The sequence below is a fragment of the Thermosynechococcus sp. TG215 genome (genome assembly GCF_031583455.1).
Classification (GTDB): Bacteria; Cyanobacteriota; Cyanobacteriia; order Thermosynechococcales; family Thermosynechococcaceae; genus Thermosynechococcus.
Genome location: NZ_CP134178.1, coordinates 2,506,360 through 2,520,875, shown reverse-complemented (window position 1 = coordinate 2,520,875; position 14,516 = coordinate 2,506,360). Strand labels below are relative to the sequence as shown.

Here is a 14,516-nt window from a genome sequence, read left to right as displayed (position 1 = left end):
GGAGGCAACGGTGAGCCACGAGCGGCAGGCAGTCCGCCACCTGTTAGTCCTCGAAGACAGTGAGGGGCGGCGACCTATTTTGCTAGAGGCAGCCACTTATTCCATCGGTCGCGATCCAACGAATTCAATTGTCCTGCACTCCAAGATGGTGTCACGGCAGCACGCTATTCTCCTACGGGTGACCAGTCCTGAAACCAATAGCCATCTTTTTCGCCTCATTGATGGTGATTTGCAGGGCAAGCGCAGTACGAATGGCACTCTGGTCAATGGCCAGCGGATTGTTGCCCATGATTTGCGTGGCGGTGACATGATTGTGTTTGGCGGCGATGTGCGTGCCCGCTACTTGACCTTGACGAACATGACGGATACGGAGTTTCAGGATTTTTGCCGCAGTACCGATGTCTTAGGATTTCTCTCCAAAAGCACCAATCCCTTTGCAACACTTGTCCCCCTCAGTGAAGGTAATATCGAGAATTTTAGTGAAGCGGCCTTAGTGCGCTTGGCCTCCTATCCGGAGCTGACGCCCAACCCAATTTTGGAAGTGGATTTAGAGGGGAGGGTGACGTATCTCAATCCAGCGGCAGTGATACAGTTTCGAGATCTACAGCAACAGAAGTTGACTCATCCTCTATTGCTGGGATTGCCGGAACTCGCACGCTACATGAAGCAAACCCAAGAAAAAGTGCATGTGCGGGAGGTGGAGTACCAAGGGCGCATCTACGAGCAATCCATTCACTACATCTATGAAAGTGAGCTGATCCGCAGCTATGTCATGGATGTCACCGATCGCAAGCGAGCCGAGGAACAACTGCGCAACCAAGCCCGCCGTGAGGCCATCATTAACCGCATCATTCAAGCCATGCGTACCACTATGGTGGCAGCGGAAGTTCTGCAAATTACCGCTGATTTACTCCTAGAAGCCTTGGGATCGACCCTCTGCCTGATTACGCAAACCCATGCGCCCAATAGCCCTACCTATGCCAGCCGTCCTCAATTTGTCAGCTTACCCAACCACTTGATTGCTCTCAACCAGCAGGCGATCGCCCTCTTTGAACCCGCCCTCAGCAAGGGTGAACAGGTGGTCTTGGCGGCGAGTTGTACGGATTTACCGCAGCCGCTGCAAACAGATCTCAGAACCTTCAACGTCAACGCTTTGGTAATCACCCCGCTGATTTACCTCGGCCAACTCCTCGGGCAAATTACGCTCCTCGATTGGGAGTGGGAACCCAGTGAGGCAACGTCCGTTTTGGCGAGCGATCGCCAGCTTTGGCAACAAACCCTGCCCAAGTCTTGGACACCAGAAGATTTAAGCCTCGTCAAAACCATTGCCGATCAGTGTGCCCTCGCCATTCACCAAGCGCAGCTTTACCAACAGGTACAAGAACTCAATGCGGATTTGGAGCGCCAAGTGCGCGCCCGTACTGCCGAACTGGAACAGAAAATGCAGGAGCTAGAGCGGCTCAATGCCATTAAGGATGATTTCTTGAGCACCGTTTCCCACGAGTTGCGTACCCCCATGGCCAATATGAAAATGGCCATCTATATGCTGAAGCAATTTGCCACCGACGATCGCCAGAAACGCTACCTCGACATTCTCGCCAATGAGTGCAACCGCGAAACGGAATTGATCAATGATTTGCTGGATCTGCAACGCCTAGAGGCAGGGCGCAGCCAGATTCAACAGGAGGTGATTGATCTCGACAGTTGGCTGCCCTCGGTGCTCGAACCCTTCCGCAACCGCATGCAACAGCGGCAGCAATCCCTTGAGATTTTGCGCCCCGCCACGTTGCCGCCCCTCCTCTCCAACCGCCATGCCTTAGCCCGCATCTTGGCAGAGTTACTCAACAATGCCTGTAAGTACAGCCCTGCTGGCGCACAGATTGTTGTCCGTTTTGATCCAATCGGGGGCGATCGCCTGCAAATTCAAGTGAGTAATCCCTCAGAGATTCCTAGTGAGGAGCTACCGCGCATCTTTGAAAAGTTTTATCGCATTCCCAATGCCGATCCGTGGCAACAGGGGGGAACGGGTTTAGGCCTTGCCCTCACCCAAAAACTCGTGGAGCAATTGCAGGGTGAAATTAGCGCCGACAGTGAAGCGGGCATTACCACCTTTACCCTCAGCCTACCCACTGCATCAGGTGATCCCGCTGCCTGATAAAATAGGGTGCTAACGTTCTTAGGGTGCCATGACCCTTTCGCGAGTCGCTTTAAGTAGCCTACAGCAAGACCTTGAACAGTTAATTCGTCGCTTGGATAGGGTGCCCCACGGCGACGTGATTTACCAAGCCCTGCAACTTTTTCTGGATATTGCTGATGAGGAACTGGAACGACTAGATTGGAAGATTCTGCGTTCCTGCCTGCGGGATATGCACCAAGCCCTGCGGGTCTTTGCCCCCTATCGCCATACCCGCAAAATTTCGATCTTTGGATCGGCACGCACTCCCTCCACGGCGCCTGTCTATGAAATGGCGGTGGCCTTTGCCCAAGCGGCGAGTGCCACGGGGTTTATGATTATCACCGGTGCCGGGGGTGGCATCATGGAGGCTGGCAACAAAGGGGCAGGCTCCAATAAGTCCTTTGGCCTGAACATTGAACTCCCCTTTGAGCAGGGGGCTAACCCCTATATTGAAGGGGATCCGCGTCTGATTCACTTCAAGTACTTCTTTACGCGCAAGCTCTTTTTGCTCAAGGAAACCGATGCCATTGCTGTATTTCCTGGTGGCTTTGGCACCCAAGATGAAGCCTTTGAATGCTTGACTCTCTGTCAAACGGGCAAAGCCCCCCCTAAACCCTTGGTCTTGATGGACATTCCCGGTGGTACCTACTGGCAACATTGGGATCGATTTATTCGTGAAGAACTGGCAGCCAAGGGACTAATTAACCGTGAAGATCAGGAACTCTACCGCATCTGCACCAGTGTTGAGGAGGGGTTGGCTTACCTCAGTGGCTTTTATCGTGTCTATCACTCTAGCCGCTATGTGGGCGATCGCTTGGTGCTGCGGTTGAACCAAGACATTAGTGATGCCGCCTTGGCAGAACTCAATCGCGATTTTCAAGACATCCTCGTGTCGGGGCAGATTGAACGCGCTGAACCGTTGCCTCGGGAAGTGGAAGACGAGCAACCCATTAACCGTCCTGCCTTGACCCACACGCTCCACCTGCCGCGATTGATCCTGCACTTTAACCAGCGGGACTACAGCCGTCTTTACCAACTCATCTATCGCCTCAATGGCTTTGCCACGGCGGAAACTGTGTACCATCCCGAACGCAAATAGGCGATCGCCCCCAGATGACCGTTTTTGATCACCCTTAGAGATACATACGCCCATGATCGAACGCTATACCCTTGCCCCAATGGGGAATCTCTGGACGGATGCCTACAAATTAAAAACATGGCTGGATGTTGAGATTGCGGTCTGCGAAGCCCAAGCGGAACTGGGACATATTCCTGCTGACGCCGTTGCTGAAATCAAAGCCAAGGCCAAGTTTGACCCCCAACGGGTGCTGGAAATTGAGGCAGAGGTAAAGCACGATGTCATTGCCTTCCTCACCAATGTCAACGAACATGTTGGCGATGCCGGCCGCTATATTCACCTTGGCTTGACCAGTTCCGATGTCCTCGACACCGGTTTAGCCCTGCAATTGGTGGCCAGTCTAACGCTGATTCAAGAGCAGTTGGAGCAGCTCATTCAGGCAGTGCGCCACCGTGCCCAAGAACATCGCTATACGGTGATGGTGGGACGCAGTCATGGGATTCATGCCGAACCCATTACCTTTGGGTTCAAACTCGCGGGTTGGCTGGCGGAATTGCTGCGCCATCGCGATCGCCTGTGCCAATTGCAGCGCACCGTGGCCGTAGGCAAAATTTCGGGGGCAGTGGGCACCTATGCCAATGTGGATCCGCGGGTGGAGGCGATCGCCTGCCAAAAACTCGGTCTCCAACCCGATACCGCTTCAACACAGGTGATTTCCCGCGATCGCCATGCCGACTATGCCCAAACCCTTGCCCTCTTGGGAGCCAGCCTCGAGCGCTTTGCTGTTGAGATTCGCAATCTTCAGCGCACCGATGTCCTTGAAGTCGAGGAATTCTTCTCGAAGGGACAAAAAGGCTCCTCTGCGATGCCCCACAAACGCAATCCCATTCGTTCCGAACGACTGACCGGTCTAGCGCGGGTGCTGCGGGGGAATGCTTTGGCTGCCCTTGAAAATGTTGCCCTCTGGCATGAGCGGGATATTTCCCACAGTGCGGTGGAACGGGTGATTTTGCCCGATAGCTCGATTCTCAGCCACTTTATGCTGGTGGAAATGACTGACTTGGTGCAGACGCTGCAGGTCTATCCCGAAAATATGCGCCGCAATATGAACTGCTACGGCGGTGTCATCTTTAGTCAGCGGGTGCTCTTGGCGCTGGTGGAGAAGGGGCTGAGTCGCGAAGCTGCCTATGCCTTGGTGCAAAAACATGCCCATGCCGCGTGGAATCAACCCAACGGTGACTTTGCTGCCAACCTCAAAGGGGATCCAGAGATTCAGCGCTACCTGACACCAGAGGAACTCGAGGCCTGCTTTAACCCTGAACATCACCTCAAGTACCTCGAGGAAATTTACCAGCGGTTGGGAATTTAGACCGCATTGAGGTAGGCTTCGAGGTCGCTAATCCGAAAGAGCGATCGCAGGGGTATTCCTTGAGCGGCAAAGGCAGCTTCCCCGCCCGCTTGGCGATCGACAATGGCCAGAACCTCATTGACCACATAGCCTGCCTCTTGGAGCCGCAGCACCGCCTTGAGGGCAGACCCCCCCGTCGTGATCACATCCTCAAGCACCGTGACCACCGCCCCTTGGGGCAAGGGGGGACCTTCAATAAAGCTCATCGTGCCGTGGCCTTTGGCTTCCTTGCGCACAATCAGCGCTGCCCGATCCTGCCCGTGCACATTGGAGAGCACGCTCACTGCCACCACCAAGGGATCCGCCCCAAGGGTGAGACCCGCCACCGCCACCGCTTCAGGGGCTAACTGCGCCAAGAAGAGCCGCCCCACAAGGTAAGCGCCCCGCGCTGATAGGGTCACAGGTTTGCAGTTGATGTAGTAGTGGCTTTTTTGGCCAGAGGAAAGGATAAACTCGCCGGCACGGTAGGCATCGCGGCACAGCAGCGCCAAGAGTTCCTGACGCAGGTCAGCAAGGGAATCGTGCATAGTGTTCTCCACAGTTAGGGGGTTGAGCCAGCGGGCACGCGAAACCAATGGGTGGTGCCGTCCTTTTGATCCACGAGTTTGACCCCTTGAGCCAAAAGGAGATCCCGCAGGCGATCGCTCTCCGCATAGTTCTTGGCTTGGCGGGCAGCGGTGCGAGCAGCAATTAACTCTCGAATCTCCTCATCGGTTAGGCCAACCGTTGACGCAGCTTGTGCCTCTGCTTTTGCCTCTAGACCCAAAACCTGAGCAAGAGTGACTAGGGTGTGCCAGTCGCGGCTGATTTCAGCGGGCGATCGCCCCCAGTCTCCCCCGTGGAGATAGCGATGCTGCTCACGATTCAGGACTTTGGCCAGTTCAAAAATGACCGCTAGAGCTGCTGCGGTGTTCAAGTCCTCATCCATAGCTTGACAAAAGGCTTGGGTACTGGGGTGAGCTTTGACCCCCTCTGGATGAATGACGGGCAGGGAGAGCTGCCGATTGAGCTGTAGCGCCTCCTTCAGGGTTTGCCAGCCCTTGGCAGCGGCGGTCAGTGCCTCTGGCGTAAAGTCCAAGGGTTTGCGGTACTGAGCCTGCAAAACCAACAGGCGCAAGGCCATGGCATCCACCCCCTGAGCCAGCAGATCACGAATGGTTGTGAAATTCCCCAAGGACTTGGACATTTTCTCAGTGTTGACGGTAACAAAACCGTTGTGGAGCCAAAATCGGGCTAGGGGCTGTTGCGTCACCGCCTCCGATTGGGCAATTTCATTCTCGTGGTGGGGGAAAATTAAATCCATGCCACCGCAATGAATATCCACCGTTGCCCCAAAGGCCTGTCGCACCATTGCCGAGCATTCAATGTGCCAGCCGGGGCGCCCTTTACCCCAAGGGGCTTCCCACGGGTCATAAACAGCCATTTCCTCCGGCTTTGCGGCTTTCCAGAGGGCAAAATCAAGGGGATGGCGTTTGCGCTGCTCCTCCTCTTCCTCAATGCGGCCACTGGCACCGGCCATGAGTTGCTCAAGCTGGCGCCCGGAGAGCTTGCCATAGCTGGGAAATTGTGCCACGGCATAGTAAACATCCCCGCCGGCCACGTAGGCATAGCCGCGATCCAGTAGCCCTTGAATGAGGTGAATAATTTCTGGAATCACCTCTGTCGCGCGGGGATAAGCAGTGGCAGGTAGGATATTCAAGGCCGCCATGTCCTCGTGGTAGGCGGCAATGTAGCGATCGCTCACTGTGGCCATCGTCTCGCCGTTTTCATGGGCGCGGCGCAAAATCTTGTCATCAATATCGGTAAAATTTTGCACATAGTGCACCACGTAGCCCAAGAACGTGAGATAGCGGCGCAGCACATCCCAAGCCACATAGGAACGGGCGTGCCCCAAATGGCAGTAGTCATACACCGTGACACCACAGGCATAGATCGTCACCCGCTCTGGGTGCAGGGGCGAGAAGGGTTCAAGGCGGCGAGACAGTGTGTTGTACAGATGTAAGGGCACAGAAACACCCCGCAAGGATCAACAGTTGCAGCAGCAAATCGCTCTTTGATAGGATATAGGATACCAAATTCATCATTATCGAGGACAAACACACCCCCATGGCCAAAAAAAGCATGATCGAACGGGAAAAAAAGCGGCAACGGCTTGTTGCTAAATACGCCAGCAAACGCCAAGAACTCAAGGCTCAACTGGCCAGCGCCGAAACCCAAGAAGAGATCATGAGCATCCATCGTCAACTGCAACGGTTGCCCCGCAATAGTGCCCCTTCGCGGCTACGGAATCGCTGCTGGTTGACAGGTCGTCCTCGTGGTTATTATCGTGATTTTGGCCTCTGCCGCAATGCCCTGCGGGAAATGGCTCACCAAGGGTTGCTGCCGGGGGTGGTCAAGTCCAGTTGGTAAATTGCCTCTGCTACCCTAGAGCTAATAGGGTTGAGGCACAACCATGGCAGAGCGACTCTCTCCAGCCGATATTGAGGCACAACTAGCAAACCTAGCGGGCTGGAAATTGGCGGGCGATCGCCTTGAGCAAACATTTGTTTTCAAGGATTTTCTTGGCTCCATTGCCTTTGTCAATCGTCTGGTAGATCCCGCTGAGCAGGCCGGACATCACCCTGATTTATCCATTTCTTGGAATCGGGTGACGGTCTGCCTTACGACGCATGATGCCGGCGGCATTACCCAAAAGGACATTGATCTGGCCAAGGTGATCTCCGATCTGGCCGCGGCATAACTTTCGTCAGCATTTGCCAATATTTAAGGATTGGGCGAAAAAGACAGAACTACGATAGGGAGTAGTGCCCGCGATCGCCCATCCTTATGAACACCGCCGAATTACTCGTGAAATGCCTTGAAAATGAAGGCGTAGAATACATTTTTGGTCTGCCGGGGGAAGAAAATCTTGATGTCCTGCAAGCGCTGCGGCGCTCCCCCATTCAATTTATCACCACCCGCCATGAACAAGGGGCGGCCTTTATGGCCGATGTCTATGGTCGTCTCACCGGCAAAGCGGGGGTATGTCTTTCTACTCTCGGTCCCGGTGCTACGAATTTAATGACCGGTGTTGCCGATGCTAACCTCGATGGTGCTCCTCTTGTGGCCATTACAGGGCAGGTAGGCACCGATCGCATGCACATCGAGTCCCACCAATATCTGGACTTGGTGGCCATGTTTAGCCCGGTAACCAAATGGAATGCCCAGATTGTCCGCCCCAGCATTACGCCAGAAATTGTCCGCAAGGCCTTTAAGATTGCCCAGAATGAAAAGCCAGGGGCGGTTCACATTGATGTGCCCGAAAACATTGCCGCCATGGAAGCTGAGGGCTATCCCCTCAAGCCTAGCCCGCCCGAAAAAACCTATGCCTCGTTCCAGAGCATTCTCAAGGCCGCTGAACTGATCAATGCTGCTGAGAACCCCCTGATCTTAGTGGGGAATGGCGCTATTCGTGCCCACGCTGCCGCTGCCCTCACCCATTTTGCCGAAAAGCTGAATATCCCCGTGGCCAATACCTTCATGGGTAAAGGGGTCATTCCCTATCAGCACTCCCTTGCCCTGTGGACGGTGGGACTCCAGCAGCGGGATTACATTAGCTGCGGCTTTGATCATGCTGACTTAGTGATTGCCGTTGGCTATGACTTGATTGAGTATTCCCCGAAAAGCTGGAACCCCGATGGCCGCTTGCCCATTATCCATATTGCGGCCACCCATGCCGAAATTGACAGCAGCTATATTCCTGTGATTGAGGTGGTGGGAGATATTTCTGATTCCCTCTATGAAATTCTCAAGCGGGCCGATCGCCAAGATAAGCCCACCCCCTATGCCGTGCAACTGCGCCAAGACATTGTGGCTGACTACTGCCAATATGCCCAAGATGAGAGTTTTCCCGTCAAGCCGCAAAAGCTCATCTACGACCTGCGTCAAGTCATGGGGCCAGAGGATATCGTCATTTCTGATGTGGGTGCCCACAAGATGTGGATTGCCCGTCACTACCATTGCGATCGCCCCAATACCTGCCTGATTTCCAATGGCTTTGCCGCAATGGGGATTGCCGTACCAGGGGCAATAGCGGCGAAATTAGTCTATCCGCAGCGGCATGTGGTGGCAGTCACCGGCGATGGCGGCTTCATGATGAATTGCCAAGAACTGGAAACCGCGCTGCGCATAGGAACCAACTTTACAACCATCGTCTTTAATGACGGCGGCTATGGCCTCATCGAGTGGAAGCAGCAGCGCTACTTTGGTGAATCTGCCTATGTCCACTTTGGTAACCCCGACTTTGTCAAGTTGGCCGAGAGCATGGGACTCAAGGGGTATCGCATTGAAGCCACCGCTGATTTTATCCCAACGTTGAAAACTGCCCTTGCGCAGTCTGTGCCCAGCATTATTGATGTCCCCGTGGACTACAGTGAGAATCTGCGTTTTAATCAACGCCTTGGGGAGCTAAGCTGCGAAACTTAGGCCACGCACGCCACCCGAATCCAAGGGGCGTAGGGGTTCATAAACCCCGTTACTGTGATTCGCTGCCCACTTTGATAGGTTTGCAGTTGCTCGTTGACGGTGGGGTGGAGTGTTACCAAAGGCCAAGACCACTGATCCGTGCGGAGTTGATACGCCTGTTCCCCTAGTTTCACAAATTCGCCGCTAACCGTTTGCATGCCGGCGCTCACGATCATGGGTGTCGGTTGGGCGATCGCCACCGTCGGCGGTAGGGGAACTGTGGGATCAAATGTATTGAGTGTCTGGAGTTGCCAAGCTTCCCATTCGGGATGTTGCGGCGGCAGGTTAAAGAAGGGAAAGATTGCCTGTCGGCACTCCTGAATCAGGGGCTTCAGATCAAGGGTGCCCACCAGTTGGTGCAGCGATTTCCCTTGGCGAATGGCTGTGGCGGCTAGCCACCCTGCCCCCTGTCCAATGCCCATTACCAGCGGTTGCAAGCGAGTGGCACCATTGGCAATATGGGTTACCGAGATATTTTTCTCTGCCACTAGAAAGCCCTCTACCGTCTGGGGAATCAACGACGTATAGGGAATCACGAAGGGCGTCCCCGTCCAACGACCGCCCCAACGAATGGACTTAGGGACAAGGGGGAGTTCCATCCCCGGATAGTGGTGATCGTTCGGATAGTTGCCGATGGCAATGCCCGTGTAGTGACCTTGGGCATCAACGGGCGGTGGCGCAGTGGGGAGAATATCCTGCTCGTGAATTGTGGTGACACCCATCAGGCGCCGACTTTCGCGGTAATAGGGATGGAGGGCATAGGCTCCCCCCCCTAGCTGTCTGGGGAATTGGGGAAAGGTATCCTCCGCTAAACCATAGCGGCGACCCAACTGTTGCTGCACATAACGGGCAAAATCCTGGGCGTGCCAGCGTGCCTCTTGACAAAAGGCCTGTCGCTCTTGGGCAGAGCCAATCAGCCGTTCCAGACCCACCCCATAGTCATTCCCCTGCTGCGGCCAGTTGAGCATAAAGCGGTTTCCCGGCAGGCGGCCATAGTTGAGAAAGTGCAGCGGGTCATAGCCTGCCCAAGCACCGTTAAACTTGTGCTCATCCCAAAGGGGAGAAGGGGGAATCTCTGGGGCAGTGGCACCCTCACCGTAGTCCTGTAAAACGACAATCCATGTGGGGGCTTGAACGGGATAGGTTTGAGTCAAGGCTGTGGGTGCTGGGGGGGCTGAGGGTTCTTGGGTGTCTGCCTGCCACTCCCACCCCCAGCGATGGGGAATTTCCCCCAAGGCAAGGAGATCCCCGAGTTCTGTGGCGTCAATCGTGATTTGGGCATGGAGGGTGAGGGTGGTCAATTCCACCCCGAGGACGCGATCGCCTTGGCGCAAAACCGCTTGGGGAAGTTCACCGACAAGCCACGTCAGGTTGGGGGTTGCCTTGACCCACTCGGCAAAAAGATCAGCGGCGACCTTGGGCTCAAAGGTAAAGAAACTCACCCAAGCATGATCTAGTCCCCCCACTTGGCGTTGGGCGATCGCCCGCAGAAACTCACCCCACAGCCCGGTTTGCCACGCCATGAGTTCATTGCCATCGGGCGCCGCCACCCCAGCACTGGTGAGCATGCCCCCTAGCCACGGCGTTTCACTGACCAGCACCGTTTGCGCTCCCATACGAGCCGCCGTTAAAGCAGCAGCTACCCCCCCTGTGCCACCACCCACAACGAGTACCTCGGTGCGCAGGGTTTGCCTCACTGTTGCGGTTCCTTGGGATCGGTAATCAACCCCCAACGATCGGGGGGCCAAAAGCGAATCGCCGCACGACCAATAATGTAATTGCGCGGTACCACGCCCCAGCAGCGGCCATCAAAGCTGTTATTGCGGTTATCCCCCAAGACCAAGTAGCTGTTGGCAGGAATCACCTGCGGTTGAGCCAGATAGGGCTGAATACCGGCACAGGTATCGACGGAGGTCAATGTCGAGGGAGCTAGATAGGGTTCGGGTAGGGGTTGATTGTTGATATAGACGCGCCCTTGGCGGAGTTCCACGCGATCCCCAGGCAAGCCCACCACCCGCTTGATAAAGGCATCACGAAAGCCTGCCTGTTGCAAGGCCGGAGTTGGATTGAAAACAATAATGTCGCCGCGATGAGGGGCATGGAAATAGTAGCTGATCTTTTCAATAATCAGGCGATCGTTAATCAGCAGGGTTTCTTCCATCGAGCCGGTGGGGATATAGCGCGCTTCTGCTACAAAGGTACGAATACCAAAAGCCAAGAGAGCAGCCAGCCCCAAGGTTTTGGCCATCTCCAGCCACCAAGGTTCTGTCGTCTTTTCGGCCTTGGCTGTCACTGATTCAGGGGTAGAAGCATTTGTGGGTGGCAGTTTGCCATCGGACATAGGAAGGAATCTCGCAAACACTCAAAAATTGAAGCCATGCACTCCACGATACTACAGGGATGTGAGGCGAGGGAGCACTGTTTGATTTTAGAGTGCTTTGGCAAATGTTCTGTTCCACAGGGCAGCTTGTAGTTAAAGGATCTGCTCAATCATGTACTGGGCTTGAGTCCCATAACTGCCGCCAAAGAGATTGAAGTGATTGAGGATGTGGTACAGGTTGTAGATGGTTTTCCGTTGCCTATAGCCAGCCGCTAAGGGATAGGTGGCGTTGTAGCCCTCATAAAAGGCCGCAGGAAAGCCACCAAAGAGTTCACTCATGGCCAAGTCCACCTCGCGATCGCCATAGTAACTGGCGGGGTCGAAAATGACGGGTTCCCCCGTACGACAAAAGGCAGCATTTCCCGACCAGAGATCGCCGTGCACTAGGGTAGGGGTTGGCTCATGGTTCAGGAGTTCTGGAATGGCTGCTAGGAGCTGCTCCGCCTTGGGAAAGTGTCCACCCCGACGGCGAGCCAGATCAAACTGATAACGCAGGCGAGCATCGCGGAAAAACTCCCCCCAGTTGTCTGACCAAGGGTTGATTTGAGGAGTGGCACCAATGGTGTTATTCTCCGACCAGCCATAGCGATCGCCAGTGCCCTTGAGGTGCAACTGTGCCAGCTCTACCCCCATTTGCCACCAATCTCCGGCACTGGTGAGGGGCAAGTATTCCAACACTAAAAAACTCGCGTCCTCAACCACTCCCCATAGCAGGGGAAGGGGAACGCGAATCGCTTGAACCTTGGCGATCGCCCGCAGGGCATTGGCTTCGGCAGCAAACATGGCCTGCCGTTCAGGGCGATTGAATTTAACAAAGAGGGTTTGCTCAGGATGTTGCCACACATAGGTGGTGTTGATACTGCCGCCCCCTACCGCAAGGGCTTTACCCCCATGGAGCCGCTGACCCGTCGCTGCGGCAAATTGATCCCACAACTGTTGCCAGCGACCCACACCCTCAACCCTTAGTCGTCGTAAATGCGGCACTCAGCAGCATCAGGGTTGTCATCACAGTACTGCTGGAAGGAGGTTTTGTGATCTTGCTGCTCAGCGCGTTGGTGGGCAGCTTCCGCTTGCAGTTCCTCAAGGGCATCCCAAGCGGCGGCACACTGTCCAGAGGTTGCCCCTTCGGTATCACAGATTTTGTGGGCTTCCTCGCGGGCTTGTTCAATTTGTTTCTCGAGATTACTCATAGAGCCTTTATTGAATCACCGTATTCAGTTTATGCAATCTGCCCAAGGGCAGGAATGCCGTTACTCCACTCTAGCAATGAATGCCCTGAACTGCCAGTTGGAGACGGTGCATCCCCACTTCTCACCCCTAGAGGGTACTGTCGGCAACGGTTGCTTCACTAACTAGGCTGGGGGCGGATTGGGTCAGTTGGGCATAGAGGGGCAGATGGTGCTGCGCTACCGCCGGCAGAGCCGCATGGACATGGCTAGCGATCGCTGTCGTGGTCACATCGTAGGTTTGGGTGGCTAGCTTGGGATACATCCCCACGGCAATAATCGGCACCAACAGGGACAGGGCAATGAAGGTTTCACGGGGATTGATGTCCAACAGCAGTTTGTCAAACATATCGCCCGCTTGTTTGCCCGTAAAGACACGGCGCACCATCGAGAGCAGATAGACGGGCGTAATAATCACCCCAACAGCGGCAAGGAAAATCACCCCCACTTTGAAGGTCGTGGAGTAGGCATCACTGTTGGTCAAGCCCAAAAAGACCGTCAGTTCACTGACAAAACCACTCATACCGGGCAGCGCCAGCGAAGCCATAGAGCCGGCAGTAAAGAGGGCAAAGGTTTTCGGCATGGATTGGGCAATCCCGCTCATTTTTGCCATGGCCAATGTGTGGGTGCGATCGTAGGTCACCCCGGCCAAGAAGAAGAGAACAGCCGCAATCAAACCGTGGGAAAGCATTTGCAGCATCGCCCCATTGAGACCAATGCCATTGAGGGCACCAATGCCCAGCAGCACAAAGCCCATGTGGGAAATCGAGGAGTAGGCCAGCCGCCGCTTCAGGTTTTCTTGGCCAAAAGCAGTCAGGGCACCATAGACAATATTCACGACCCCAAGGGCAATCAGAACAGGGGCAAAGTAGATGTGGGCATCCGGCAACATTTGCAGGTTGAAGCGAATCAGGCCATAGCCCCCCATTTTCAAGAGCACGCCTGCCAGCACCATTGACACGGGCGCCGAGGCTTCACCATGGGCATCGGGTAACCAAGTGTGTAGCGGGAAAATCGGCAGCTTGACACCAAAGGCAATCAGGAAACCACCATAGGCCAGCAGTTCCAGCGCCAAGGGATAGTCCTTGAGACCCAAGGCCGCCATGCTGAGCGTAAAGTCACCCCCATAGAAGGCCATCCCTAGGCCAGCAATGAGGATAAAGAGGGAACCAACGGCAGTGTAGAGGATGAATTTTGTAGCGGCGTATTGGCGTTTGGCTCCCCCCCAGATGGAAATGAGTAGATAGACGGGCACCAGTTCCAATTCCCAAATCAGGAAGAAGAGGATGAGGTCTTGGGCGGCAAAGACGCCAATTTGGGCACTGTAGAGCGCCAGCATCAGGAAATAAAATAAACGCGGCTTCTGCTTTACTTGCCAAGCCGCAAAGATTGCCACTGTGTTGACCAGACCCGTCAGCAACATCAGGGGGACGGCAAGGCCATCAACCGCTAGGGACCAGTTCAGGCCGATTTGCGGCAGCCAAGGCACGGTTTCCACCATTTGGATCTGGGCGGATTGGACATCGTAGTGCTGCCAGAAAACCATTGCCGAGAGGCCAAATTCGAGGAGGGCGATCGCTAGGGCATACCAGCGGACTGTCTTCCCCTCACGGTCGGGCAATACGGGAATGAAAAAGGCTGCCACTAAAGGCAGCAGTGTTAGTACAGTCAGCCAAGGAAATTGGACATTCATCAGACAACCCCCCAAGGGACGAGTCCAGTACTCTGTTCAAGTATCTGAATAA

At 54.9% G+C, this 14,516-nt stretch carries 13 protein-coding genes; 6 read left to right on the top strand and 7 right to left on the bottom strand.

The window, feature by feature from the left end:
* The first annotated feature begins 10 nt into the window (after positions 1–10).
* From RHJ02_RS12295 to purB, 3 genes are read left to right on the top strand one after another with little or no spacing between them, the layout of a single operon-like run.
* Positions 11–2,155, top strand: a complete 2,145-nt coding sequence (locus tag RHJ02_RS12295) for an ATP-binding protein (RefSeq protein WP_310800276.1) — start codon at positions 11–13, stop codon at positions 2,153–2,155.
* A 31-nt stretch (positions 2,156–2,186) separates the two neighbouring features.
* Entirely contained in the window at positions 2,187–3,275 is a 1,089-nt protein-coding gene (locus tag RHJ02_RS12290; RefSeq protein WP_206200402.1) for an LOG family protein, read from the top strand.
* Positions 3,276–3,327: 52 nt separating this feature from the next.
* Positions 3,328–4,623 carry an adenylosuccinate lyase gene (gene purB / locus RHJ02_RS12285; protein ID WP_206200401.1) on the top strand — a complete coding sequence of 432 codons (1,296 nt, stop codon included), beginning with the start codon at positions 3,328–3,330 and terminating at the stop codon, positions 4,621–4,623.
* Here purB and pyrE read toward each other — a convergent pair.
* Together pyrE and cysS are read right to left on the bottom strand one after the other, a co-directional pair.
* Positions 4,620–5,189, bottom strand: a complete 570-nt coding sequence (gene pyrE / locus RHJ02_RS12280; protein WP_302677386.1) for an orotate phosphoribosyltransferase — start codon at positions 5,187–5,189, stop codon at positions 4,620–4,622. The two genes, purB and pyrE, sit on opposite strands and share 4 nt — an antisense overlap.
* A gap of 14 nt (positions 5,190–5,203) precedes the next feature.
* Positions 5,204–6,670 (bottom strand): cysteine--tRNA ligase, encoded by a 1,467-nt coding sequence (gene cysS / locus RHJ02_RS12275; protein ID WP_310800275.1) that lies wholly within the window; start codon positions 6,668–6,670, stop codon positions 5,204–5,206.
* 98 nt (positions 6,671–6,768) lie between these two features.
* On the opposite strand from cysS, the gene rpsN reads away from it, so the two are divergent.
* The 3 genes from rpsN (at position 6,769) to RHJ02_RS12260 (ending at position 9,126) form a co-directional block, all read left to right on the top strand.
* On the top strand, positions 6,769–7,071 hold the full coding sequence (rpsN, locus tag RHJ02_RS12270; protein ID WP_011057663.1) for a 30S ribosomal protein S14: 303 nt from the start codon (positions 6,769–6,771) through the stop codon (positions 7,069–7,071).
* A gap of 43 nt (positions 7,072–7,114) precedes the next feature.
* Positions 7,115–7,402 (top strand): 4a-hydroxytetrahydrobiopterin dehydratase, encoded by a 288-nt coding sequence (locus tag RHJ02_RS12265; RefSeq protein ID WP_206200398.1) that lies wholly within the window; start codon positions 7,115–7,117, stop codon positions 7,400–7,402.
* An 86-nt stretch (positions 7,403–7,488) separates the two neighbouring features.
* On the top strand, positions 7,489–9,126 hold the full coding sequence (locus RHJ02_RS12260) for an acetolactate synthase large subunit (RefSeq protein ID WP_206200397.1): 1,638 nt from the start codon (positions 7,489–7,491) through the stop codon (positions 9,124–9,126).
* Here RHJ02_RS12260 and RHJ02_RS12255 read toward each other — a convergent pair.
* The 5 genes from RHJ02_RS12255 to RHJ02_RS12235 all read right to left on the bottom strand — a co-directional run bounded on the left by RHJ02_RS12255 (position 9,123) and on the right by RHJ02_RS12235 (position 14,464).
* A complete protein-coding gene (locus tag RHJ02_RS12255) occupies positions 9,123–10,862 on the bottom strand; it encodes an FAD-dependent oxidoreductase (protein ID WP_310743117.1) in 1,740 nt (579 codons plus the stop codon). The genes RHJ02_RS12260 and RHJ02_RS12255 overlap by 4 nt on opposite strands.
* Positions 10,859–11,506: a signal peptidase I gene (gene lepB / locus RHJ02_RS12250; protein WP_225901585.1), complete on the bottom strand. Its 648-nt coding sequence runs from the start codon at positions 11,504–11,506 to the stop codon at positions 10,859–10,861. Before lepB ends, RHJ02_RS12255 begins: the two co-directional genes overlap by 4 nt.
* Before the next feature lie 132 nt (positions 11,507–11,638).
* Positions 11,639–12,496, bottom strand: a complete 858-nt coding sequence (locus RHJ02_RS12245) for a fructosamine kinase family protein (protein WP_310743116.1) — start codon at positions 12,494–12,496, stop codon at positions 11,639–11,641.
* An 11-nt stretch (positions 12,497–12,507) separates the two neighbouring features.
* Positions 12,508–12,735 (bottom strand): Calvin cycle protein CP12, encoded by a 228-nt coding sequence (locus RHJ02_RS12240; protein WP_011057657.1) that lies wholly within the window; start codon positions 12,733–12,735, stop codon positions 12,508–12,510.
* Positions 12,736–12,862: 127 nt separating this feature from the next.
* The gene (locus tag RHJ02_RS12235; RefSeq protein ID WP_310744618.1) at positions 12,863–14,464 is read right to left on the bottom strand and encodes an NAD(P)H-quinone oxidoreductase subunit 4; all 1,602 of its coding nucleotides are present in this window, start codon (positions 14,462–14,464) and stop codon (positions 12,863–12,865) included.
* Positions 14,465–14,516 lie beyond the last annotated feature (52 nt).